Annotated in this window: 19 protein-coding genes and 1 tRNA gene; 12 read left to right on the top strand and 8 right to left on the bottom strand. The window is 63.4% G+C overall.

The window, feature by feature from the left end; all coding sequences use genetic code 11:
* Position 1: 1 nt before the first annotated feature.
* The 3 genes from LIX93_RS13960 to LIX93_RS13950 are packed head-to-tail and all read right to left on the bottom strand — an operon-like array spanning position 2 to position 3,349.
* Positions 2–1,393 carry an MmgE/PrpD family protein gene (locus LIX93_RS13960; RefSeq protein ID WP_226504644.1) on the bottom strand — a complete coding sequence of 464 codons (1,392 nt, stop codon included), beginning with the start codon at positions 1,391–1,393 and terminating at the stop codon, positions 2–4.
* Complete coding sequence (locus LIX93_RS13955) at positions 1,390–2,781, bottom strand: MFS transporter (RefSeq protein WP_226504643.1); 1,392 nt, start codon at positions 2,779–2,781, stop codon at positions 1,390–1,392. The genes LIX93_RS13960 and LIX93_RS13955 overlap by 4 nt, the downstream gene beginning before the upstream one ends.
* A gap of 55 nt (positions 2,782–2,836) precedes the next feature.
* Positions 2,837–3,349, bottom strand: coding sequence for a MaoC family dehydratase (locus tag LIX93_RS13950; RefSeq protein WP_226504642.1), 513 nt, complete (start codon positions 3,347–3,349; stop codon positions 2,837–2,839).
* A 327-nt stretch (positions 3,350–3,676) separates the two neighbouring features.
* Between LIX93_RS13950 and LIX93_RS13945 the strand changes: the two genes are divergently transcribed.
* Positions 3,677–4,198: a cupin gene (locus tag LIX93_RS13945; RefSeq protein WP_226504900.1), complete on the top strand. Its 522-nt coding sequence runs from the start codon at positions 3,677–3,679 to the stop codon at positions 4,196–4,198.
* 224 nt (positions 4,199–4,422) lie between these two features.
* Here the strand turns inward: LIX93_RS13945 and LIX93_RS13940 are convergent, their stop codons facing one another.
* Together LIX93_RS13940 and LIX93_RS13935 are read right to left on the bottom strand one after the other, a co-directional pair.
* Positions 4,423–4,743, bottom strand: coding sequence for a hypothetical protein (locus LIX93_RS13940; protein ID WP_226504641.1), 321 nt, complete (start codon positions 4,741–4,743; stop codon positions 4,423–4,425).
* Positions 4,744–5,277: 534 nt separating this feature from the next.
* Positions 5,278–6,426, bottom strand: coding sequence for a beta-propeller fold lactonase family protein (locus LIX93_RS13935; RefSeq protein ID WP_226504640.1), 1,149 nt, complete (start codon positions 6,424–6,426; stop codon positions 5,278–5,280).
* Between the two features lie 336 nt (positions 6,427–6,762).
* On the opposite strand from LIX93_RS13935, the gene cptA reads away from it, so the two are divergent.
* From cptA to LIX93_RS13920, 3 genes are all read left to right on the top strand, one after another.
* Positions 6,763–8,508 carry a phosphoethanolamine transferase CptA gene (gene cptA / locus LIX93_RS13930; protein WP_226504639.1) on the top strand — a complete coding sequence of 582 codons (1,746 nt, stop codon included), beginning with the start codon at positions 6,763–6,765 and terminating at the stop codon, positions 8,506–8,508.
* A gap of 200 nt (positions 8,509–8,708) precedes the next feature.
* On the top strand, positions 8,709–9,086 hold the full coding sequence (locus tag LIX93_RS13925; RefSeq protein ID WP_226504638.1) for a glyoxalase superfamily protein: 378 nt from the start codon (positions 8,709–8,711) through the stop codon (positions 9,084–9,086).
* Between the two features lie 119 nt (positions 9,087–9,205).
* Positions 9,206–9,838: a LysE family translocator gene (locus tag LIX93_RS13920; protein WP_226504637.1), complete on the top strand. Its 633-nt coding sequence runs from the start codon at positions 9,206–9,208 to the stop codon at positions 9,836–9,838.
* Positions 9,839–9,927: 89 nt separating this feature from the next.
* On the opposite strand, the gene LIX93_RS13915 is transcribed toward LIX93_RS13920, so the two are convergent.
* The 3 genes from LIX93_RS13915 to LIX93_RS13905 form a co-directional block, all read right to left on the bottom strand.
* Positions 9,928–10,809 (bottom strand): LysR substrate-binding domain-containing protein, encoded by an 882-nt coding sequence (locus LIX93_RS13915; protein WP_226504636.1) that lies wholly within the window; start codon positions 10,807–10,809, stop codon positions 9,928–9,930.
* A 168-nt stretch (positions 10,810–10,977) separates the two neighbouring features.
* The gene (locus LIX93_RS13910; protein WP_226504635.1) at positions 10,978–12,705 is read right to left on the bottom strand and encodes an amidase; all 1,728 of its coding nucleotides are present in this window, start codon (positions 12,703–12,705) and stop codon (positions 10,978–10,980) included.
* A gap of 108 nt (positions 12,706–12,813) precedes the next feature.
* A complete protein-coding gene (locus LIX93_RS13905) occupies positions 12,814–13,287 on the bottom strand; it encodes a metallophosphoesterase family protein (protein ID WP_226504634.1) in 474 nt (157 codons plus the stop codon).
* 215 nt (positions 13,288–13,502) lie between these two features.
* Between LIX93_RS13905 and LIX93_RS13900 the strand changes: the two genes are divergently transcribed.
* The 8 genes from LIX93_RS13900 (at position 13,503) to LIX93_RS13865 (ending at position 22,564) form a co-directional block, all read left to right on the top strand.
* Complete coding sequence (locus tag LIX93_RS13900) at positions 13,503–14,444, top strand: aliphatic sulfonate ABC transporter substrate-binding protein (protein WP_226504633.1); 942 nt, start codon at positions 13,503–13,505, stop codon at positions 14,442–14,444.
* Positions 14,441–15,760 (top strand): LLM class flavin-dependent oxidoreductase, encoded by a 1,320-nt coding sequence (locus tag LIX93_RS13895; protein ID WP_226504632.1) that lies wholly within the window; start codon positions 14,441–14,443, stop codon positions 15,758–15,760. The genes LIX93_RS13900 and LIX93_RS13895 overlap by 4 nt, the downstream gene beginning before the upstream one ends.
* Positions 15,761–15,923: 163 nt before the next feature.
* A tRNA-Gln gene (locus LIX93_RS13890) sits at positions 15,924–15,998 on the top strand.
* Positions 15,999–16,179: 181 nt separating this feature from the next.
* Complete coding sequence (locus tag LIX93_RS13885) at positions 16,180–17,424, top strand: hypothetical protein (protein WP_226504631.1); 1,245 nt, start codon at positions 16,180–16,182, stop codon at positions 17,422–17,424.
* Positions 17,425–17,630: 206 nt separating this feature from the next.
* The gene (locus LIX93_RS13880; RefSeq protein WP_226504630.1) at positions 17,631–18,809 is read left to right on the top strand and encodes a major royal jelly family protein; all 1,179 of its coding nucleotides are present in this window, start codon (positions 17,631–17,633) and stop codon (positions 18,807–18,809) included.
* A gap of 303 nt (positions 18,810–19,112) precedes the next feature.
* Positions 19,113–20,303, top strand: coding sequence for a major royal jelly family protein (locus tag LIX93_RS13875; protein WP_226504629.1), 1,191 nt, complete (start codon positions 19,113–19,115; stop codon positions 20,301–20,303).
* A complete protein-coding gene (locus LIX93_RS13870; protein WP_226504628.1) occupies positions 20,300–21,127 on the top strand; it encodes a sugar phosphate isomerase/epimerase family protein in 828 nt (275 codons plus the stop codon). The genes LIX93_RS13875 and LIX93_RS13870 overlap by 4 nt, the downstream gene beginning before the upstream one ends.
* A 39-nt stretch (positions 21,128–21,166) precedes the next feature.
* Positions 21,167–22,564 carry an amidohydrolase family protein gene (locus LIX93_RS13865; protein ID WP_226504627.1) on the top strand — a complete coding sequence of 466 codons (1,398 nt, stop codon included), beginning with the start codon at positions 21,167–21,169 and terminating at the stop codon, positions 22,562–22,564.
* The last annotated feature ends 1 nt before the right edge of the window (position 22,565 follow it).

Below are 22,565 nucleotides of genomic sequence, written 5' to 3'. Positions count from 1 at the left end.
TTCAAGCGCGGGCCGCCAGTGCCTGGGAGCAGGCGCGGGCAGGGCGGTCTTCGAGGTGGAGGACGGCATCGAGCAGGGCGTCGACGCGTTGCGGTGATTGGGTGGTGGCGGCGTTCTCGCGGAATTTGTCGACGATCTCGGCATTGCTCAATGGCCGATCGCTGCTGCCGCGGTTGATCGCTTCACGGTGACGCAGCACGCGGCCGTCGTTGAGGGTCACCACCACTTCGCCGGAGTAATGACGCGGAAAGCCCGAGGCCGGGTCGATGGCGTATTCGACCTTGTCGGCCAGCGCCAGCACCTGGGGATCGGTCAGCGCCTGGGCTTCTTGCTCGACCAGGCCGTAGCGCCCGCGCAGCAGGCCGCTGGCCACGGCATAGGGAATGCTGAACTGCGCCTCATAGCTGTTTTTCGGCCGACGTTTGCTGGCCACCGGCTCGCAGACGATACCGACGGTTTCCTTGGGTACCAGGGCGACGATGCTGTGCACGTCTTCGCTGCGCACACCTTGCTGGCGCAGCTGCATGGCGGCGTCGGCGCAAGCGTGGGTGAAGTGGCAGGCTGGCAGCGGCTTGACCGCTACCTGGGTGACCTCCCATACCTCGCCCAGATCGGCGGTGGCCAGGCTGTAATCGCATTCCGCAGCGCGTTCACCCAGGTGGCTGTTGAACAACCCGAAGCGGCCCTCGTAAGTGGCTTTCGGGCCGATGAAGCCGTGGCGTGCCAAGGTCGCTGCAGTGAGGCCGGCGACCCCGGCCCAGCCTGGGTGCAGGCGTTTGGTCCAGGCACCGTCTTCGAGGAACTCCAGGCTGCCGGAGGCGGTGCTCAGGGCGATGCCTTGGGCGTGGGCCAGTTGCGCAGCGCTCTGGCCTTGCAGCTTGCCGGCGATCACCGCGCAGGCGAAGGCACCGACCAGCCCGGTGGGATGAAAGCCGACTTGATGGAAGCCGCCTTTGGCCACCGAGGCGATGCGCGTAGCCAGCTCCATGCCCACGACGTAGGCACACAACAGGTCCGCGCCGCTGACGCTCAGTTTGGCAGCCACCCCTAGAGCCGTCGGGTAGCAACTGGCCGTGGCGTGGATCACGCCGCGGCCGTGGGTGTCGTCGTAATCCAGGCCATGCACCAGTACGCCGTTGAGCAAGATCGCATCGCGCAACGATAGCTTGGCACCCATGGCGATCACGTCGCTGTCACCCTCACCCAACTCGCGCGCTGCATTGAGGGTGCGCTGGGCGAATTCGTAGCCGGTTGAGGCGCAAGCGATGCCGGTGGCGTCGAGCATCAGGTGGCAAGCGCGTTCGCGCACCTGAGCCGGAATATCGTCAGGGCGCAGTTGCGCCGCAAAGGCCCCGAGCTGTTCGGCCAGGGTGGTGGACTGTGCGGTGCTCATCGGCTTTCTCCGGCGGTGCTGTGCAGGGTGCGGCGCAGGCGTTTGCTGTCAGCGCCGGGGGCGATGTCTTCGAGCGTGCTCTGGTTGGTGTCGACGCCCAGCAGCAGAATCGCCAGGGCCATCAACAGCAGGCAGCTGGAGACCATCGCCAACACGCCGATCAGGCCGAATTTGGCGAACAGGATGACCGCCAGGTACGAGGTGGCCATCGATGCCAACCGTCCGCAGACTCCCGCCGTGCCGGTACCGCGCAGCCGCAGGTGAGTGGGGAACAGTTCCGGCACGTAGCCGAACAGGCCGAAGGTGACGATGGTGTAGATGCAGGTCACCAGGGCGAAGCCGACGCCGGTGATGCCCACTGCACTGGTCATGTTCGGGTAGATGATGCCCAGCACGATGGCCAGGACCGCGAACAACACCAAGCCTCGAGCGCGGCCCAGTCGGTCGGCAATGGCCAGCCCGAGCAGAGCGCCGGCCGGCGCGCCGAACGACATCAGGGTGGTAAAGCCCAGCGACTTGACCACCGTCAGCCCTTCACTGACGAAGAAGGTCGGTAGCCAGGCGACGAAGCCATACACGGCGACGTTGACTGCAATCGCCGTCATCGCCGCAGTGAGGGTGCGGGGCAGGATGGCGCGGCTGAACAGGGCGCTGAAGGGTGCTTTCGGGGTTTCCAGGTTTTGCGTGCGCGGGCAATCGGCGATCGCGCCGTGCTGGGCGATCACCTGTGCCTCGATATCGCTCACCGTGCGCTCGGCATCTTCCAGCCGCCCTTGGGATTCCAGCCAGCGCGGCGATTCGGGCATGCGGTGGCGCAGCACCCAGATGATCACCGCGCCGACGCCGGCAATGGCGAACATCCAGCGCCAGCCCAGGTTGGGGATCACCACGTAGCCGATCGAGGTGGCCAGCACCAGGCCGGAGTTGACGATCAGTGCCAGTAACGAGATCCAGCGTCCGCGAAACTGCGGCGGGATGAATTCGCTCAGGGTGCCGGCGGCGATGACCAGCTCGGCGCCCAGGCCGATGCCCATGATGAAGCGCAGGCCGATCAGCGTTTCGATATTGGGTGCGAAGCAGGCGGCCAGCGAGGCGAGGCCGAACAGCAGCAGGTTGAATTGATAGGAAGCGCGGCGGCCCAGGTGATCGCCCAGCCAACCGGCCAACGCGGCACCGATGACCATGCCGAAGAAGCCGGCGGAGACGAACAGCGCGTTCTGCGCCAGGGTCGAAAAACCGTCCTTGAACATCGCCGCGCTGACACCGCCGGCGATGTACACGTCATAGGCATCGATGCAGGCCCCGGCGCTGATCAGGCCGAGGATTTTCCAGTGGAAGCGCGACAAGGGCAGCCGATCGAGGCGCGCGCCTGAGCTCACGTAAGTCATCACAGCACTCTCCAGTTGTTGTTTTTGGCGGAGGTATCGCTATTGGATGTCGGGGTCAGCGGTTGTTCTCGCCTCCGTTTTCGAAGCCGACTCGGGCGATCAGGGCGGTGCGGATAAAGTCCATCACCGGGGTGCCGTCCTGTTTGAAAGCGCGGGTCTTGACGGTGACGATGCCCTGGGTGGGCCGGGATTTGGATTCGCGTTTTTCCAGCACTTCGGATTCGGCGTAAAGGGTGTCGCCGCAAAATACCGGGGCGGTGAGGTTGATCTCTTTCCAGCCGAGGTTGGCGATGGCCTTGCCGCTGACGTCGTTGACGGTCATGCCCAGCACGACCGCGACGGTCAGACCACTGTTGACCAGCAACTGGCCGAATTCGCTTTTGGCGGCGTAGGCGGCGTCGCAGTGCATGGGATGAAAGTTCATGGTCAGCAGGGAGAAGTGGATGTTGTCCGCTTCGGTCAGGGTGCGGCCGGGGCGGTGCTCATAGACGTCACCGACGGTGAATTCTTCGAAGAAGCGGCCGTAGCTGGCGCGGTAGCGTTGCGGACTGATTTCGATGGCGCCCATGGTTTAAGTCCTCTTGTTTTTTTGTTATCCGGTTGTCCGGACAACTGCAACCTTAGCTTGCCGCGCGCTCGCGTCAACCGTGCAGCTGACGGGCTACTGCAAGATCGCTGGCGAATCCGGGTCGGAGCGGCCTCTGGATGGACTGTTCTGAAGCGAAATTGCCGTTGGTCGCCCCGCAAGAAACTTGTGATATCAGCAAGATCGAATTACCGTTGAGAACGGTTTCAGCTTGTCGCCCGCAGTATTACGGAGAGCACCATGGCCATCGCCCGACGTCACTTCACCACATTCACTGCGCTGGGCTTGCTCGGCGCTGGAGGACTTTCAATGAAGCAGGCTATGGCTGCACCTGCCGTGCAGACACTGATGCTCAAGCGCAATGGCGGCATTCCCAATAACCCCCAATTGCCGGTGCTGATCTATCCCGCCGCGATGGCGGTGGCCGGCAGTGACCCGGCCGCCGAGTTCGAGCAGACCTTCAAGGCCAACGGCTGGCCGCCGCAATGGCGCTATGGGGTGTTTACCTATCATCACTATCACGTCCATGGGCATGAGGTGCTGGGGGTATACGCCGGCACTGCGCGGCTCATGCTCGGCGGCCCTGATGGGCATGTGGTGGAGGTCAAGGCGGGTGATGTGCTGTTGCTGCCGGCTGGCACCGGGCATTGCAACCTTGGGTCAAGCGACGACTTCATGGTGGTGGGCGCCTACCCGCCGGGGCAGGAAGGCGATATCAATCGTGACCCCGTGACGGATGCGCAGATCGCGCAGATTGCCAAGTTGCCGTTTCCGAACAGTGACCCGGTGCTGGGGAGCGGGGGTGGGGTGGTGAAGCTGTGGCGGGGGTGAGCCGGCGCTCGCCTGTGCAGATCATCAGACCCGTGCGATGCCGTCGGTTTGTGAAGCGCGCAGTGCTTCGATAATGGGGAGCGGATGACTCATCAGAGGCGGCACTTGACTCGGCAATGGCGCTGGAGTGTAGAAACTATCCTCGGACAAAAAAACACCCCGGCGATCGCTCGTCGGGGTGCAGGTCATGCGGCACAGTGTGCCACGCCATATAGGCCTGGGGATCAGCAATACCGATCAACCACTTTGACTTCGTTGACCTCACCCCAGACGCCTTCCAGCGTCTGCAGCACGCGGCCGACATACTCGGTATCCGCAGCGGCCTTTTTGCCCAGGTAGCCCTGGCCGCGGCGATACATCTTCAACCGGGCGCGCATGTTGGGTCTGGTTTGCTCGAACTCGCTTTCACCAGGGTGGTCGGCCAGGCGGTCGATGTGCACATCGCCGTCTTCGCAAACCCACAAGATATGGCAGTCGACGGTGTCACGCTGCTGCGCAATAAGGTGAGCGAGTTGTTCTACGGTAGGCTGATTGTTCAGGTTCATCTGTAACCCCTTTGACCACTCATTGATCTGTCTGTTGGTGAGCTCAAACATGGCACCCAATTGGCCAGTTGATCGGCGCTGCACGACGTCTGCGACAGCATTCGCCGCATCTGCGGGTTGTCAGGGGGAGGAGAAGTAGTGACGAATCAGCCTCGCTACACAAATGTCGGTGCGGGGCGGCAGGCGGAGATTCGAATGCTGATGGGGAGGGCCTTCGTGGGCCTGCCCGAGCAGTATGAGAACATCTCGCCAGCACCGCGCGCCCCTTGCAGACGGTCATGCCGGTTCAGCTTCATCACGCTGCCTTGTGGGCAGTTCACATCACACAAAACGATTCGGCAGCTCGCCGAACCCCTTCACTTGCCCCTTGCCAGCGCTCCCGATCAGGGAGACAGCCTCATCATGCAAGTGCATTTGAAAGGCGTCAATCACTTTTGTAGTGAAAAATAATTGTCACTACATATTGGCAGAAATGTCGTGTGCTCAGCCAATATGACCGGTCAATGTCATTGCGGCATCAACCGGTCCAGCAGCCTAGCGTTTGACGATGGAGACCCAGTTGGCGCCGTTGCCCACCGGGGCCTGGGATTTGAGGGTCAGTTCGCCGCTATGGCCATCGATGGCGAAAACTGACACCTGGGTGGACTTCTCGCCGCTGCAGATGAGGAATTTGCTGTCCGGTGTGATGCCAAAGCCGCGAGGTTGTTTTTCGGTCTTGAAGGTCTTGACGAAGGTGAGGGCGCCGTTGGCCTTGTTGACCTTGAACAGCGACAGCACGCTGGAGGTCCGTTCGGAGGTGTAGAGGAAATTGCCATCGGAGGTGATGTGGATATCTGCCGCCCAGATATCGTTGCTGTTGTCGGCGTGGGGCTGCATGCCTGGGGTCTTGACTCGGTCCGGGCCGCGCGGCGCGCCAGGTACCAGCGTGGTGTCGGCGGGCAGGCCGGCGGTCACGGCGAATTGGTGAAGTTGGCCGGTTTTGCTATCCAGGGCGTAGGTGATGACGCTGTCGTGCAGTTCACCCAGCACGTATAAAAAGCGGTTGTCCGGGGACAGCTCGGTGTGCCGCGGGCCAATGCCTTGGGGGGAGGCGACCTTGGCCGGGTCGTTGGCCGTGACTTTGCCGCTCGCTGCGTCGTAGCGGTACTGGTAGACCTGTTGGCCACCCAGGTTCGCGACATACAGGTATTGGTTGCTGTGGTCGATGCGCACGGAGTGGGCGTGTTGCTCGGTTTTGAGACTCTGCGTGGCGGGCCCGGTGACCACGCCGTTGACGATGGGGTTGACGGTCAGCACGTCGTTGTCGTACGACGACCCGAACAGCGATTTGCCGGTGTTGTCGAGCGAGATATAGGCCAGCGACTCGTCCACTGGCGTCGTGGCGAGCAGGGTCAGATGGCCGTCCTGGGTGTCGATGGAATAGCTTTGCACGTTGTACGGCGTGGAGCGCACGGCGGCGTACAGATGACGGCGATCCGGGCTGACTGTCATGGGCATGACGTTCTTGCCGCTGGTTACAGTCTGCACGGCGGTCAGCTCACCGCTCTGCTCGTTCATGCGAAAGGTCGAGACGGTGCCGTCGGCGGCATTGGAAACGTAGACGAATGTGCGCGCGTGAACGGCGCCGGAAGTCAGGGCCATGGCAAGTACCAGAGGTGAGATGAGGTGAGAGAGGCGGGGCATGACGCGGATCCTTTTATGATTTTTATTGTGAGCTTGTATGTTGTCATACCTCTTCCTTGTTGAACAAGATGGCAGGGTCGTTTGGCATCGGACCGTGTTTGGATGGTTGAGATCCGTTGCTGAAGGGGCCCCAGCCGCAAGAATCCATCCCAATCCCCCCACCTATTGAAAGCGCGCAACGTCTCTGATCCAAGAGATAGCGGGCTTGTGACATTTTTGATCAGCTTTTTTGACACAAATGTCACATTCGATGGCTTAGGTTTCGGCACCCGTTTTAATCCCGGCATAGCACTGCGCCACTATCTGCGTGCGGTCAATGTCGTATTTGGAAAGCCGATGACCACCGATATCCCCAAGACTCCCGCCAAGCGCCGCTTCGATTGGAAAGGCCTGGCGTGGCTTTTCGTGTTTTTCTGGTACTTCTCCGGCGTCACCCAAGCGTTGATCCAACTCAACGGCACCAGCGGCTTCGCTGGTTTTCGCGATGCGTTTTTCCTGAGTTCACTGTGGCTGATCCCGGTCTTGCTGTTCCCCAAACGCGCAAAACTGATTGCCGGCGTGCTGGGGTTCGTTTTGTTTCTGTGTTCGCTGCTGAGTTTCGGTTACTTCCTGATCTACCAGCAGGAATTTTCCCAAAGCGTGATCTTCGTCATTTTCGAATCCAACGATGCCGAAGCTGGCGAGTACCTCAGCCAGTATTTCGTCTGGTGGATGGTCCCGGCATTCCTGGCCTATACCGCCGGTGCGGCGCTGCTGTGGACTCGAGTGCGCCCAGTGCAACTGGCCCGGCCCAAAGCGCTGATCGTCAGCCTGGTGCTATTGGCCCTGTTCGTGGCGCTGCCGATCGCCAAGCAGATCCCTCGCACGCCGACTCTCGCCGACGCCTGGCAGAAATTCGAAGACCGCATCGAGCCCGCGGTGCCATGGCAGTTGCTGATCGGCTATCGCAACTACCGTCAGCAATTGAGCGGTATGGAAGCCATGCTAGAGGCCAATGCCAAAGTGCCTCCGCTCACCCATCTGGTGGACAGCGGTGCCGGGCTGCCCGCCACGCTGGTGCTGATCATTGGCGAGTCGACCAACCGTGGCCACATGAGCCTGTATGGCTATCCGCGTGAAACCAACCCCGAGCTGGATCGCATGAAAGATCAGCTCAGCGTCTTCACCAACGTCGTCAGTCCTCGCCCGTACACCATCGAAGCGCTGCAACAGGTGCTGACCTTCGCCGATGAGAAGCATCCGGATCTGTTCCTCACCACGCCGTCGATCGTCGACGTGATGAAGCAGGCCGGCTACAAGACCTGGTGGATCACCAACCAGCAGACGCTGACCAAGCGCAACACCATGCTCACCACCTTCTCGCAGCAAGCTGACGAGCAGGTCTATCTCAACAACAACCGCAACCAGAACGCCGCGCAGTACGATGGCGACGTGCTGGAACCCTTCGCCAAGGTGTTAGCCGACAAGGCGCCGCGCAAGCTGATCGTGATTCACCTGCTGGGTACGCACGTCAATTACGATTACCGCTACCCGCAGGAATTCGCCAGGTTCAGCGGCCGCGACGGCACCCCGCCGGGCTTGAGCGACGACCAGGTCAAGACCTACAACAGCTACGACAATGCCGTGCTGTACAACGACTTCGTGGTGTCGAGCATCATCAAGCAGTTCGGCGCCACCGACCCCAACGGCTTCCTGCTGTACCTGTCCGACCACGGCGAAGACGTCTACGACTCTGGCAAGCACGACAGCCTGGGGCGTAACGAAGGCCGACCTACGGTGCCGATGTACACCATCCCCTTCATGGCCTGGGCGTCGCCGAAGTGGCGTGCGACCCACGACTGGAATTTCGCGGGTGCCCTCGACCGACCGTACAGCAGCTCGAGCCTGATCCATACCTGGGCTGACATGGCCGGCCTCAGCTTCGACGAGCACGATCGCTCCAAGAGCCTGGTCAGCCCGGCGTTCGTGGCGCGCACGCGTTATATCGGCGACCCGTACCAGCCGTCGAGCTTGCGCGACTTCGGCGACCTGGCGAAGCAACAGCCTGACCAGGGGGCTGCGCAGAGTGTGACGAGCCAATAAGGCGTGCACCGCCGCCATCGACGCCCGGTCGCTGGCGGGGGGGCATGGAATGTCCGAACATAACTCCTGGTACGTGGCACTCAATCATCAGTGACTGGAGACCTTTTATAAGTCTCGGGTAGCGTTTCTCGTTCGGGTGCTGATATTGTCGCCGCTCGTATGGAAACGTACTGTTTCTGCTCGGGATTTCAAGGACGCCAATGCCTGATTCAGCTCATATCAAGTTCACCCAGACCGCGCCCATCCTGCGCATTTTCGATGTGGCCAAAGCCAAGGAATTCTATCTGCAGTTCCTTGGCTTTCAGGTCGATTGGGAACACCGCTTTGGCGAGAATTTCCCGTTATACATGCAAGTGTCCCGTGCCGGCCTGGTGCTGCATCTGAGCGAACACCATGGCGATGCATGTCCGGGTGCGAATACCTTCGTGACCATGACCGGCATCGATGACTTGCAGCACGAGTTGGCCGCCAAGGATTACACCTATATGAAACCTGAGATCGAAACACTCGATTGGGGCAGGGTGATGACGGTGACGGACCCGTTCGGCAATCGCATCCGGTTTTGCGAGTCGGCCTGAGGATTGATCTTCATACCGAGCGTCGGACATGACTGTTGCGCATAACTTCCATTGCACTGTGCCGATGATTCTTCGCTCGACTGAGTTACCGTTGCAGGCCTTGAACGGGAGACATCAGGATGATTGAAGCGACCAGCTTGTGGGTGTTCGCCGGTGCCGTGGTGATTCTGTTGGCAGTGCCGGGGCCGAACATGGCCTTCGTCATGACCCATGGGATCACGCATGGCTGGCGTGCCGGTCTGGCGGCGGCGCTAGGTATCACCCTGGCGGATATGATCCTGACGTTACTGGTAGCGGTCGGGGTGGGCGCGCTGATCATGAGCTGGGCGCCTGCGTTCGACTTGATTCGTGGCGCGGGCGCGCTGTATCTGCTCTGGCTGGGGTGGCTGGCGGTCAGATCCAGACCGGCCGCGGCGAGCGGCACCCAGGTGCCTTTGGCGTCACTGCGTTCGATCTTTATCCGGGCCACGCTCAACAGCTTGCTCAATCCCAAGGCGCTGGTCTTTTTCATGGTGTTCCTGCCGCAATTCGTCACGCCCGCAGCGGGGAACGCCGGCGTGCAATTGGTGACGCTAGGCCTGTGCCTGGCGGCTATCGCCTTGGTCTTTCACTTCTTGCTGGGCGTCTTTGCCGGAGCGGCTCACCGACGCCTGAAGCAACTGCCGATCTCCAGGCGCTTGGGCTCCTATGGCTTCGCCGCAGTGATGGTGGCGCTGGCGGCGCGGATGATGTTGATGGGGCGGCCTGCTTGATGCTCAGCCTTTGAGGTACTCGATCACCGCAGCAATGCCCGCACTATCTGCCGCGCTAGCAACCGCTTGACCCACGTTGCACCACGGGCTCAGCGCCGACTGGCCTGTACTTGCAGCCAGCCGAGCAGATCACCCAGGCCCGCAGCCTGTTCAAGGCGCGGTGGCGCCACCAGGTAATAGCCGGCACCGGTACGCACCTTCAGCTCGAATGGCGTCACCAGTCGGCCGTGCAGCAGGTCGTCGCCGATCAGCGCCCAATCACCGATCGCCACCCCCGTGCCTTGGGCCGCCACCGACATCGCCAGATCGAGCGTCTCGAAATGCTGACCTTTGCGCACGTCCGCCAGCTTGCCGCCTGCTGCGCTGAGCCAGACTTCCCAGTCCTGTTCGCCACGGCTAGGGTGCAGCAACATATGGTGCTCAAGGTCCTGCAGGTAGCGCAGTGGGGCGCCGCTTTCGAGCAATTGCGGCGAGCAGACCGGGGTCAGTTGCTCATCGAATAGATGCAAGGCGCCGCTGTCGGCGTCGGGTGGCGGACCGAAGATGACCGCTGCGTCAAAAGATTCCCGGCGAAAATCGACCTTGTGCTGCACCGTTGTGGTGAGTTCCACCGGCACATCGGGACGCTCCTTTTGCCACTGCAGCAGGCGCGGCAGCAGCCAGCGCATCATGCAGGTCGGCGCCTTGAGTTGCAGGGCCTTGCGTTTGCTGCCGACCTGCTCGACAGCCTCGTCGATCAGATTGAACACTTGCTCGATGCGCGGATACAGGTCGCGACCTTGATCGGTCAGCTTCAAGCCGCGTGGCTGGCGCAGGAACAACGCGTAGCCAAGGTGCTCCTCGAGGCCGGCGATTTGCCGACTGACCGCGCCCTGAGTGAGGCACAGCAGTTCTGCCGCCCGCGTGAAGTTGCAGCACTGTGCTGTGATCATGAAAGTGTGCAGGGCGGGTAGCGGTACAGGACGTTTCATCAGTACTCACACATCAAGGGATCAGGCATGTGTCGGGAACATGCCTAGTATGACTATCTCTGCGCGGGCGTCGCCATACGTCGGTACATCGAGCCAGGGCCATCGCCCGCAGGTGGGCGATGGGCTTTGGGTCGGCTTGCCCGAGGAAGGCTGCCGCATGCTGCAGTGCTAGGCGTCCTGCGCGCTGTCCGCGGGTGAGAGTGCAGGCGTGCGCTGCGGAATCTGCCGGCGCGACCCGGTCGCTTCGAACGCCGCCGCCAGGCGCAGCAGCGACGAGTCGTCATAGGCGCGGCCGGCGAACGTCAGCCCGGCGGGCATGCCGATGTCCGCCATGATGCCCATGGGCACGGTCACGGTCGGTACACCCAGGTGGCGCACAGCGAGGTTGCCGTTGGCGACCCAGACGCCGTTGCTCCAGGCGATGTCGGCGGCCTGTGGATCGACATCGGCGTTGGCCGGGCCGACATCGGCAACCGTGGGGAAGATCACCGCGTCGAGCCCCAGCGCGTCCATCCAGTCTTCGAGATCCAGGCGTCGGGTGTGCTCAAGGCCACGCAAGCCGTCGGCCAGCGTCGGGATCTCGTTCCACGGCGTGATGCCGCGCTCGGCCATTCGCACGTATTCGTCCATGCCCGCGGCGAGGTCACCTTCGCGGTTGGGCAGGGTGCCGGGGTCGTGCGGGAAGATCAGCGGGCCGTCGACATCGACCAGGCGGTTGAGGGCCGGATCGCCGTTGGCACGCAGGAAATCATCGAAGGCCCAGGCGCTCAGGTCCCACAATTCATGGTGAAGAAACTCCGGCGAGACGATGCCGCGGTTGAACACGGTGGGCGCGCCGGGGCGATCGCCCTCACAGTTGGACACCAGCGGGAAGTCCACTTCCAGCACTTGCGCGCCTGCGGCTTCGAGGGCCGCGCGGGCCTGCTGCCAGAGGGCGATGACGGTGGGCCGGGTGTTGATGCGCTGGCCGGTCGGACCGCCGATACCGGGGGCTTCGCTGGTGCCGGCCTCGGCGTCGGCGTTGATGTACATGCGCGGCACGCCGAAGCGTTTGCCGGCGAGCGCCTCGGGCTGGGCGGCAAGGGTCAGATACGAAGCTGGGCGCACCGCTGAGACCGGCGGGATCGGTACCCAGGGCTGCAGGCGCCAGAGGTCGCCACGGGTGTCGGGGTCGGGGGCGACGATCACGTCGAGTACTTCGAGCAGATCAGCCATGGTCCGGGCAAAGGGCACCACCACATCCATGGTCGGCGTCAGCGGCCAGTTGCCGCGCACCGAGATCACCCCTCGGGATGGCGTGTAGGCACACAGCCCGTTATTGGCCGCCGGGCCGCGACCGCTCGACCAGGTTTCTTCGGCCAGGCCGAAGGCCGCGAAGCTCGCGGCCGTGGCAGTGCCGGCGCCATTCGACGAGCCCGAGGCGAAAGGCGCCGTCAGGTAATCACCGTTGTAGGGGCTCTCGGCACGGCCGTACACGCCACGTTGCATGCCGCCGTTGGCCATGGGCGGCATGTTGGTCTTGCCCAGGCAGATGGCGCCGCCAGCACGCAAGCGTTCGATGGTGAAGGCGTCGCGCTGGGCGATCAGGTGGGCGAAGGCCGGGCTGCCGGACGCCGCCGTCAGGCCCTTGACCAGGTAACTGTCCTTGGCGGTATAGGGGATGCCGTCCAGCGGGCCGAGGGTGGCGCCGCGTGCCCGGCGCTCATCGGCAGCCTGGGCCTCGATCAGCGCCTGGGGGTTGCGCACCACCACGGCGTTGAGGGCGGTAGACGTGCCAGGGCCATCGAAGGCGTCGATCCGGGCCAGGTAGGCGCCAACCAGCTCGACCGACGTGGTCTGGCCGGACTCGAGCGCGGCGCGCAACGCGGCGATGGAAACCTCGGTTACCTCGATCATGCTGTCTCCAGGGTGTGCAGCTCAGTCATTGTGCAGCTCAGTAATAGTGAAGGCGATCATCCACCCATTTTCGTCACTCTGGGGGCCGGACTCAAGGGCGCTGTTGCTTCAGTCCAGCAAGGCGACCAATTGGGGTTCAAGCGCCTCGTCGGTCAGCTCCAGCAGCGCCAGGGTCACTGGCAGCTTGAAGCGCCGGCGCCCGGCACTACCGGGGTTCAGATAGAGGGTTTGCCCGCGCCATTCGATCAGCGGCTTGTGCGAATGGCCGGTGACGATCAGGCGTACCGCGGGCAGCCCCACGGCGGGATCGATCAAGGCGGGCACGTCGGCGATGTCATGCACCAGCAAGGTGTGCCAGCCGCCTAGGTCGAAACGCAGATGATCGGCGATGGACGTTGCCCAGGGCGCGGCGAGGTCGTTGTTGCCGCGCACCACGTGCAGCGGCGCGATACCCGCCAACTGAGTGAGGATGTCGGCGCTGCCGATGTCACCGGCGTGAATGATGTGCTCGCAGCCCTGCAAGGCGGCGATGGCTTCGGGGCGCAGCAGGCCATGGGTATCGGAGATGATGCCGACTTTCATGCACAGAGTTCCTGGTGGCGGCTGGGCGCAACAGTGTACTCGGTCAGGGGGCGTGTTGATGCGGGGATGAGGGCGATATTGTGTGCATAGGTGTATTGCCGTACCAACAACCCTGAACAAAACAACGCGCATAATAAGCATATATTTTAATGTTATTTGGTTATCTCCATCGCGCGCCCTAGGCTGGCGGTTTTTCGGCCATGGGTGCGCACTGCATGAAACACAAACTGATCCTCGGACTTGCACTGGCACTGGCCGTCAGCGGTGTGGCGCGGGCGGACATCGATGTCGGCGATCAGCGCGGCAATGCCCGCGCCGTCATGGAAGCCGCCGGGGTGTTGCAGGGCGTTGGCTACAAGATCGAATGGCACGAATTCGCCAACGCCGCGCCGGTGCTCGAAGCCTTGAACTCCAATCACCTGGATGCCGGCCTGCTGGGCGATGCACCGCTGACCTTTGCCGCCGCTTCGGGGGTCAAGGCCAAAGCCATTTTTGCCTCCGGCTACCTGGGCAACGGCTTGATCGTCGGCAAGGATTCAAGCGTGCGCAGCGTCGCCGACCTCAAGGCGAAAAAGATCGCCACCGTCAAAGGCTCCTCCGGGCATGCCCTGGCACTGCAAGCATTGGCCGACGCCGGCCTTGGCGAGCAGGACGTGCAATTCGTCTTCACCACGCCCGCCGAGGCGACCCTGGCCCTGAGCAGCGGCGCGGTGGACGCGGTCGCCACCTGGGAGCCCTACATTTCCTTCGCCGTCGAGCAATCCCAGGTGCGGATCATCGCCGATGGCAAGACGTACCCGTCCCTCAACTACCTGGTGGCCTCCGATCAGGCCATTGCCACCAAGCATGCCGAGCTGCAGGACTTCGCCCAGCGCCTGGCCAAGGCGCGGCAGTGGGGCGCCGATCATCCCCAGCCCTACGCGACGGTGATCGCGCAGCTGTTGCGCTTGCCGGATGCGGTGGCGCAGGCCAAGGTCGAGCGCGAGGTCAACCTGCCGTTGACTGACGTGGCGGCGATTCGCAAGCGCCAGCAGGACACCATCGACCTGTACGTGAAAACCGGCCTGATCAAACAGCGCCTCGACGCCGCTACCCTGGTCGATAGCAGCTTCTTCACCGCACCGGTCACGGCCGCCAACGAGGCACGCAAACCATGATGCACCTGGCCCTGTATCTTGAAGCCGGTACCCATCAGGGCGGCTGGCGCCATCCCGACTCCGCCGCCAGTGGCGGTGTCGACTGGCGCCTCTACAAGAAAATCGCCCGGCGCGCCGAAGCCGCCTGCCTGGACATGCTGTTCGTGGCCGACAAGCTGTCGATCGACGACAACTACGGCGGGCACTTCTCGGAGACGGTCAAATACCGCCCGGTAGCGCGCCCCGAGCCACTGACGCTGTTGGCCGCATTGGCGGCTGTCACTGACCAGATCGGCATCGGCGGCACCGTGTCGTCGTCCTACTCGGCGCCGTACACGGCCGCGCGCATGCTCGCCAATATCGATCACATCAGCGGCGGTCGCGCGGCCTGGAACGTGGTCACCTCGGTCAGCGATGGCGAGGCGCGCAACCACGGTCGCACCGAGCATTTCGCTCATGGCGAGCGCTATGGACGTGCAAGCGAGTTCATCGAAGTGGTGCAAAAACTCTGGGACAGCTGGGGTGACGACGCGTTGGTCAAGAACACCCGCGAGGGACTCTACGCCGACCCTGCCAAGTTCCACTATGTCGACCATCACGGCGAGCATTTCGATGTGCGCGGCCCGATCAACATCCCGCGTCCGCCCCAGGGCCAACCGGTACTGATCCAGGCGGGTGTGTCGCAGGCCTTTATCGACCTGGCCGCGCAACACGCCGAAGTGGTGTTCGTGGTCCAGGCGACGTTGGAGCGCGCCCGGGATTTCTACCGAATGATCAAGGACAAGGCCATCGCCTATGGCCGCGATCCGGACGCCATCAAGGTGCTGCCGGGGATCGTCCCGGTGGTCGGCCGCGATGCCGAGGATGCGCGAGCGAAGGATGCCTTGCTCAAGGCCCTGATCCGTCCTGAAGCCGGCCTGAGCTTTATGTCGGCGAGCATGAACTTCGACCTCGCGCAGTATCCTCAAGATGCCTTGCTGCCGGACATCAGCGAGCAGATCACCGGCAGCAAAGGGCGCTTTCAGTACGTGATCGAGCAAGCGGTGGAGCGCGGCATGACGGTGGGCGAGGTGGGCAAGTGGTATGCCGAAAGCCTGTCGTTCTTCTCGCCGGTCGGCTCACCGCAGCAGGTGGCCGATCAGTTGATCGAGTGGTACCAGGCAGGGGCATGCGACGGCTTTGTGATCCTGCCGCCGTATCTGGAGGAAGAGGACGATCTGTTTCTCGGCCAGGTGGTGCCACGCTTGCAGGACGCCGGGGTGTTCCGTCGTGCATACCCAGGCACGACGCTGCGCGATACCCTCGGATTGGCCCGGCCTGCGAGCCGATATCCCTAGGCAATGAACCCCGGCGAACAGTAACTGACTGTTCTGGAAACATATTTTTGTTTCAGGGGTTGGCGGATCGGATGAAAGCTGGTAAATTCCTCGCCGTTCTTGCAGACAAGCCTTCAATGCTTGATGCGGGAATGCAACATCTCGATGTTGCGCTACCAGATACAGGGGCGTCGCCAAGCGGTAAGGCAGCAGGTTTTGATCCTGCCATGCGTTGGTTCAAATCCAGCCGCCCCTGCCATTTTCTTCAAGTGTTCCCGTTCATGGCCATCCTCTGGCCGGGCAGGTGCACTGCAGTATCCTAGCAATCATCCCCCTCAGTTGTCGCCAGCCCCGCACGCGCTCTGTATGCTGTGCGCCAGCTTTACGTCTTCAGGTAGTGGTCGTCGACGCCCCACAGTGCGCCAACCCCGGGTGACTCCATGACCTCACGCTTACCGCTTTTGCTTGTGCCTTGCCTGTGCCTTTTTGCCATCCAGCCCGCCTCCAGCGCCGAGCCTGCCATCAGCGGCGGCGTTTTGCTGCCCGGCTGGCAGGCGGTTGCCGAGCAGGCGCTGGGGGATATCCGCACCGTCGCGCTGCAAATGCATCCAGACGCGGCGCAGGCAGCGATTGCGACACGCGCTGGGCCGCAGGCAAAACCTCTGATCGACCACTTTCTCGCCAATGCCGACACGGCGACCCAGGATGCCGCCGCCCAGCGGTTGATAGAAGATCTGTGGCAGGCCGGCACCCGTGACGAGGCCAGCAACGAGCTGGCGGCCGAACGTGTAGCGCGCAGCTATACCTACGCCAGTGCCGAAGCGCAGCTGGGCCGCAGCGTTTATGGCGGCCCGGCGGGCGCCGCCGCCTACGCGGCTTGGTGGGCCTACCGTCAGCCCGGTGGCACGGCGCTTCAGGCCCTGCGCGTCGGTCTGTTGGCGGGGCAGGGATTGTGGGAGGCCGAGTTGGGCAGCGACCCGCAGGGCACCGCGGCGCAGTTGGTCCACAGCACCAGCCTCGCTGCCGCTCTGGGTGGGGTGGCCGTCGCGGCAGCGGGTGGCGACGAGCAGGCCTTGCGCGCGGCGTTCTTCGACAGCGGCGCCGCCGTAGTGCTGCAAGACGGCTCGCAGCCGTTGTGCTTTTCAGCCCGAGTGCAGTGCCAGAGTCTGCCCGCGGCGGCCAGCCGCGCCGGGCGAACACTTGACCAACTGCAGCCCGTAGCCCCCGGTGTCGGCATGGACTTTCCCGCGTTCGAGCAGGGCAGTCAGGTACCGACAGTGCCACGCGCGCAAGGCTCGCTGGCCCTTGATCAGGGGTGGACACTCAGTTGGCAGATGCCCCAAGGCATCGCGCGCGGCGTGTTCTACCCGACCGTAGTGCTGAGCCACGAAGGCCGCTCGGCGCCTGCACCGACGCCGGCACTGCCGCCCGCTGCGCCGGTGCAAGTGGCGACGTCCACCCGCGTCATCTGCGAGCGGGGCGCCGACAGCCGCGCCCTCTGGCTGCTGCCCGCCGACCCCAAGGCCGGTTACGTGTGCCGAGCCATGTATCAGGTCGCCCAGCAAGCTCCGGCAATCCTGTGGAATGCCCTGCAGAACCCCGAGGTGTGCGCGGCCAAGGCTGAGGCGCGGGTGGATCGGGACGAAGCCCAAGGCTTCAAATGCCGCCAGGTCGCCGCGCCCTGAGCACTCGACTCCTAGACACCGCGCTGATCGATACCACCACAAACGGTCGATTATTTTGACCGTTTCCCTTCAAAACAGGCGCAGGCCTTGCGTTTTACCGTCCCGTGAGTTTGGTCATCGTATATCGTACGTCTAGCGGGATACTGCCCAAAAGGCCCCGTGTAGACACCTCGAGATGCTCGACAAAACCAATAAAAGGGATAGCAATGTTCAACCGACGCAATTTTTGCCAGGCGTCCGTCCTGGCTTGCGGCGCCTTCGCGGTCGCCTCCAGCCATCTGGCCAACGCCGCCGCCGTCATGGCCAAGGTCGGCCAGCCGCTGACCGAAGTCGCCCATCTTGACTGGCTCTGCAACGCCGTCGGCCTGACCTCCACCGGTCGGCTGTTCGTCGGCCTGCCACGCTGGCCCGGCTTCGAAAATACCCCCTCCATCGCCGAAGTGCTGCCCAATGGCACGCTCAAGCCGTTTCCGGGCGGCGACTGGAACGAGTGGGAACCGGGCAAGCCGAACGCCAAGGCGCTGGTCAAGATCAACACCATCCACATCTTCGACGACGACACCCTGTGGGCCATCGACCAAGGCGAGGATGCCGGCCCACATGGCATCAACCCTGGGCAGAAGATCCTGCAGTTCGATACCCGCAACGGCAAGCTGCTGCGCTCGATCACGTTGGCGCCCGCCGTGCTGCCGGCCGGTGCCAACCTCAACGACCTGCGCCTGGACAGCGGTCATGCCTACCTGACCGATTCCGGCCTGGGCGCGATCATCGTCGTCAACCTCGCCACCGGTGTGTCGGTGCGCCGCCTGGCCGATCATCCATCGACCAAGATGAGCCCCGAGCGCCGGCCGATAGGCGAGGAGGGCCGCCCGCTGCAGATGCCCGATGGCAGCGACCACCAGGTGCACTCGGATCCGATCGAGATCAGCCCGGACGGCAAATGGCTGTACTACCAGCCACTCAGCGGACCGCTCTGGCGCGTGCCGACCGAAGCGTTGCGCGACACCCAGATGAGCGAAAAAGCCCTGGGCGACACGGTCGAGTTCGTCTACGACACCGGGCCGCTGACCGGCACTGCCATCGACAGCGCCGGTAACCTGTATCTGGCCGAATACGACCGGCCGCGGATCACCGTGCTGTCGCCGGATGGCAGCCTGCGGGTGGTGGCCGAGGATCCGAAACTGTGGAACCCGGATGCGATGATCATCTCCAACACCCGCGAGCTGTACATCCCGGTGCCGCAGAGTGCGCGCATGGCGGCCAACCGCGGGCCGGGTGGCGTCGACGGGCTGGTGCGGCCGTTCAAGATCTACAAGCTGCAGTTGCCGGCGTTGTATGGCAATCGTGAGACGGTGCCTGCGCTGGTTGGCAAGCCGCTGGCGTAAACCCTGCAGCGAGGGATCGGCTCCCTCGCTGCTGCTTTATCTGCAATGCGCATCTGTCATTCGACAGCCCTTCGCGCCAAGCCCTATGTGGCTGACAGCTCACAACCTCCGCGCAGAACGTTTCGAGGCAGCCCACGTGCATACCGTGGCCAGGCTGGCATCAGCGAATGGACTGAAGGTTTCACGTCAAATAGAGCTGGCTGTTTCATAGAATCTTGCCCGTTCCAGAGCGGTCCCATAGGTAATACGGCGTGTCACGGCAGCAGCGCCGACAGCCATGGGACCACTACCAGAGGGTAACGAATGTTCAACCGACGCAATTTTTGCCAAGCCGCTGCCGTGGCGTCTGGCACCTTGGCGATGGCCACCAGCAACCTGAGCCGGGCTGGCGAGGCGATAGTCAAGGTCGGTCAGCCGCTGATCGAAGTGGCGCGCCTTGACTGGGTCTGCAACGCCGTTGCGCAAACCGCCGATGGCCGTCTGTTCGTCGGCCTGCCACGCTGGCCCGGCTACGAGAACACCCCCTCGATTGCCGAAGTCCTGGCCGATGGCACCCTCAAGCCGTTCCCGGGCGGCGAGTGGAATCGCTGGGCGCCGGGCAAGCCTCATGGCCAGGCGCTGGTCAATATCAACACCGTGCATATTTTCGACGACCACACCCTGTGGGCCGTCGACATGGGCGAAGACGCAGGCCCCAAGGGCATAAACCCCGGCCAGCGGATCCTGCAATTCGATACCCGCGACGGCAAGCTGCTGCGTTCGATCAGCCTGCCTGAAAGCGTGCTGCCGGCGGGCGGCAATCTCAACGACCTGCGCCTGGACAGCGAGCATGCTTACCTGACCGACTCCGGCCTGGGCGCGCTTGTCATCATCAACCTGCGCACCGGCGTATCGCTGCGACGCCTGGCGGATCACCCGTCGACCAAGATGAACCCGGAGCGCCGGCCCATCGGTGAGCACGGACGGCCCTTGCAGACATCCGACGGCAGTGACACCCAGGTGCAAAGCGACCCGCTGGAGATCAGCCCGGACGGCAAATGGCTGTATTTCCAGCCCATGAGCGGACCGCTGTGGCGCGTGCCGACCGACGCGTTGCGCGATACCCAGGTGACCGACAAGGCGCTAGGCGACAAGGTCGAGTTCGTCTACGACACCGGGCCCACCACCGGCACCCCGATCGACAGCGCCGGCAACCTGTACTTCGGTGAAAACGACAAGCCGCGGGTCACGGTACTGGCGCCCGATGGCAGCCTGCGCGTGCTGGTGCAGGACCCGTTGCTGTGGAACCCGGACGCCCTGATGATCACTCGCCAGCGCGAGCTGTATATCCCGGTGCCGCAAAGCGCGCGTCTGGCTTACAACCGCGGACCCAACGGCAAGAGCACGGTGGACATGCCGTTCAAGATCTACAAGGTGCAGTTGCCGGCGTATCTGGGCACCCGCGAGGACGTGCCGACGGTGGCAGGGCAATCCCTGGTGGGGGCGCAGTCATGAGCGTCGGCATCGTCACCTGGACGCTGGGTATCAGCGCCGCCGCGCCAGTCATCGCCAAGGCCAAGGCGCTGGGCATGGACAGCATTCAATATGCGGGAGATTTTCGTGATGGGCCGCCCGCGCTGTTGCGTGAACTGGCCAGGGCGGCGGGTATCGGCATCATCGCCGTCGATCCGTTCAACGCCGGCCCGCCCGAGCCGGCGAAGGCCACCCAGGATGCAGCCATCGCCTATTACCGTCAGGTGGTGGATTTTGCTGCCGAGTTGGGTCCGGTGCCTGTGACCTTGCAGGGGCTGTCGCAATGGACGCTCAGCTGCAAGGACCCGACATCGGCCCGAGCGCGTCTGCTGGCCTGCTGCAAGGCCGTTGATGCCTATGCCGCCAGCCGCGGCGTGCGGACCCTGTACGAGGTGTGCAATCACTATGAAGTGCCGTTGATTCATACCGCCGCGCAGTGCCGACAGTTGCTGGCAGAGATGGACAGCGACAACGTGCGGATGATCCTCGACAGCTTTCACATGAACATCGACGAGCCCGACCCGCTGCAGGCTTTGCGCGAGCATGGGGCCTTCACGGCGATCTACCACATCTCCGATTCCGAGCGGGGTGGTATCGGCACCGGGCATATCGACTTCAAGGCCCAGCATGAGGCGCTGGTGGAGGGTGGGTTCAGTGGCGCAGTGGCGACCGAGTTGGTACCCGAGCACCTGACCCCCACCCAGCCGCCGAGGACCGCTGCCGATCATCAGGCGCTGGAGGCGCAGATTCGTCATAGCGCCGAAATCTGGCGCAGTTATGTGAATGCTGGTCCCATTAATGAATAAGCCCCTCGCCACAACTATCCCATGAACACAGGAGCTTTCGTGCCAGATACCGCCAGCCTCGACCGTCGAACCTTGCTCAAACTCAGCGCTGTCGCGGGCGCAGGACTGGCGCTGCCGAACATGGCGTGCGCCGCCCAGCCGGAGACGCTGCCGCCTTCAACTCACCTGTTGATCCGTCACGCCACTGTACTGAGCATGGACCCGACGCTCGGTGAACTGCCCGATGCTGACGTGCTCATCAATAACGGCAAGATCATCGCCGTCGGCAAGGACCTGGCCGAAGAGGGCGCTCAGGTGCTCGACGCCACTGGCATGATCCTCATCCCCGGCCTGGTGGACAGCCACTGGCACCTGTGGAACAGCTTTCTGCGCAGCAGTTCGCCGGCTCCGCAAGGCCAGCCGTTCTTCAAATCCCAGCTGGCCGTCAGCAAGCAGTTCACCCCCCAACTGTGCGCACTGGGCGTACGTCTGGGGCTGGCCGAAGCGATCAACAGTGGTATCACCACGGTCAACAACTGGTCGCACAATCTACGGACGCCGGCCTTCGCCCAGGCAGAACTGCAAGCCATGCTCGACAGCGGCCTGCGCGGTCGCCTGTGGTATGGCTACGCTCAGGACCTGGCTGCCACCGCGCCGGTGGACTACGCCGATATCCTGCGGGTGCAGGCTCAACTCAGGGCCGGAACGCGCGTTGACCTGGGCATGGCGATTCGCGGCCCCGAGCGCACCGCAGCGCCGATCTGGGAGCCCGAGTTCGCCTTTGCCAAGGCCCATGGCCTGCCCATCTCCACCCACATCGCGGTGACCCCGCAGATGCAGAAGAACAAGGCCATCCAGGAACTGGCGAAAAAAGGCGTGCTCGACCCGTCGGTGCAACTGGTGCACGCCACTCATGCCGACGCCGAGGACCTGCGCACCATCGTCCACAGCGGCGCTTCGGTGTGCCTCACGCCCCTGACCGAGATGCGCGTCGGCTACGGCCTGGCGCCGGTGGCCGCGTTGCACGAAGCAAAGATCCCGGTGACTCTGGGTATCGACACTCTGGTACTCAGCGGCAACGCCAACCTGTTCATGGTCATGCAGACGCTACTGAATCTGGCCATTGGCAGCAGCGCCAACGAGCAACTTCTCACGGCCCGCGACGTGCTGTTCTGGGCCACACAGGGCGGCGCCGACGCCATGGGCCTGGGGGCGCAGATCGGCTCGGTCACACCTGGCAAGCGCGCCGACCTGACCCTCATCGATCCTCGCGGGCTGGGCATGCTGCCGGTGCTCGATCCCTATGCCAGCGTCGTGCAGTCGGCAACGCCCAGCGCCGTGGACACGGTGATCGCCGATGGGCGGATGCTCAAGCAGGGCGGGCGGGTGATCGGTGTCGATACGCCCGCGCTGGCCCAGCAAGTGGTGCAGGGGCTGGCAACACTGCAGCGCGGGTGAA

Source organism: Pseudomonas sp. MWU16-30317, from assembly GCF_020515695.1.
Taxonomy (GTDB): Bacteria; Pseudomonadota; Gammaproteobacteria; order Pseudomonadales; family Pseudomonadaceae; genus Aquipseudomonas.
The sequence above is the reverse complement of the archived record's forward strand: the minus strand, read 5'-3'. Positions and strand labels throughout refer to the sequence as shown.

Excerpts from the sequence above, each read along its gene's own strand:
- LIX93_RS13960 (WP_226504644.1), bottom strand. The coding sequence starts at position 1,393 with ATGAGCACCGCACAGTCCACCACCCTGGCCGAACAGCTCGGGGCCTTT.
- LIX93_RS13955 (WP_226504643.1), bottom strand. The coding sequence starts at position 2,781 with ATGACTTACGTGAGCTCAGGCGCGCGCCTCGATCGGCTGCCCTTGTCG.
- LIX93_RS13950 (WP_226504642.1), bottom strand. The coding sequence starts at position 3,349 with ATGGGCGCCATCGAAATCAGTCCGCAACGCTACCGCGCCAGCTACGGC.
- LIX93_RS13945 (WP_226504900.1), top strand. The coding sequence starts at position 3,677 with ATGAAGCAGGCTATGGCTGCACCTGCCGTGCAGACACTGATGCTCAAG.
- LIX93_RS13940 (WP_226504641.1), bottom strand. The coding sequence starts at position 4,743 with ATGAACCTGAACAATCAGCCTACCGTAGAACAACTCGCTCACCTTATT.
- LIX93_RS13935 (WP_226504640.1), bottom strand. The coding sequence starts at position 6,426 with ATGCCCCGCCTCTCTCACCTCATCTCACCTCTGGTACTTGCCATGGCC.
- cptA (WP_226504639.1), top strand. The coding sequence starts at position 6,763 with ATGACCACCGATATCCCCAAGACTCCCGCCAAGCGCCGCTTCGATTGG.
- LIX93_RS13925 (WP_226504638.1), top strand. The coding sequence starts at position 8,709 with ATGCCTGATTCAGCTCATATCAAGTTCACCCAGACCGCGCCCATCCTG.
- LIX93_RS13920 (WP_226504637.1), top strand. The coding sequence starts at position 9,206 with ATGATTGAAGCGACCAGCTTGTGGGTGTTCGCCGGTGCCGTGGTGATT.
- LIX93_RS13915 (WP_226504636.1), bottom strand. The coding sequence starts at position 10,809 with ATGAAACGTCCTGTACCGCTACCCGCCCTGCACACTTTCATGATCACA.
- LIX93_RS13910 (WP_226504635.1), bottom strand. The coding sequence starts at position 12,705 with ATGATCGAGGTAACCGAGGTTTCCATCGCCGCGTTGCGCGCCGCGCTC.
- LIX93_RS13905 (WP_226504634.1), bottom strand. The coding sequence starts at position 13,287 with ATGAAAGTCGGCATCATCTCCGATACCCATGGCCTGCTGCGCCCCGAA.
- LIX93_RS13900 (WP_226504633.1), top strand. The coding sequence starts at position 13,503 with ATGAAACACAAACTGATCCTCGGACTTGCACTGGCACTGGCCGTCAGC.
- LIX93_RS13895 (WP_226504632.1), top strand. The coding sequence starts at position 14,441 with ATGATGCACCTGGCCCTGTATCTTGAAGCCGGTACCCATCAGGGCGGC.
- LIX93_RS13885 (WP_226504631.1), top strand. The coding sequence starts at position 16,180 with ATGACCTCACGCTTACCGCTTTTGCTTGTGCCTTGCCTGTGCCTTTTT.
- LIX93_RS13880 (WP_226504630.1), top strand. The coding sequence starts at position 17,631 with ATGTTCAACCGACGCAATTTTTGCCAGGCGTCCGTCCTGGCTTGCGGC.
- LIX93_RS13875 (WP_226504629.1), top strand. The coding sequence starts at position 19,113 with ATGTTCAACCGACGCAATTTTTGCCAAGCCGCTGCCGTGGCGTCTGGC.
- LIX93_RS13870 (WP_226504628.1), top strand. The coding sequence starts at position 20,300 with ATGAGCGTCGGCATCGTCACCTGGACGCTGGGTATCAGCGCCGCCGCG.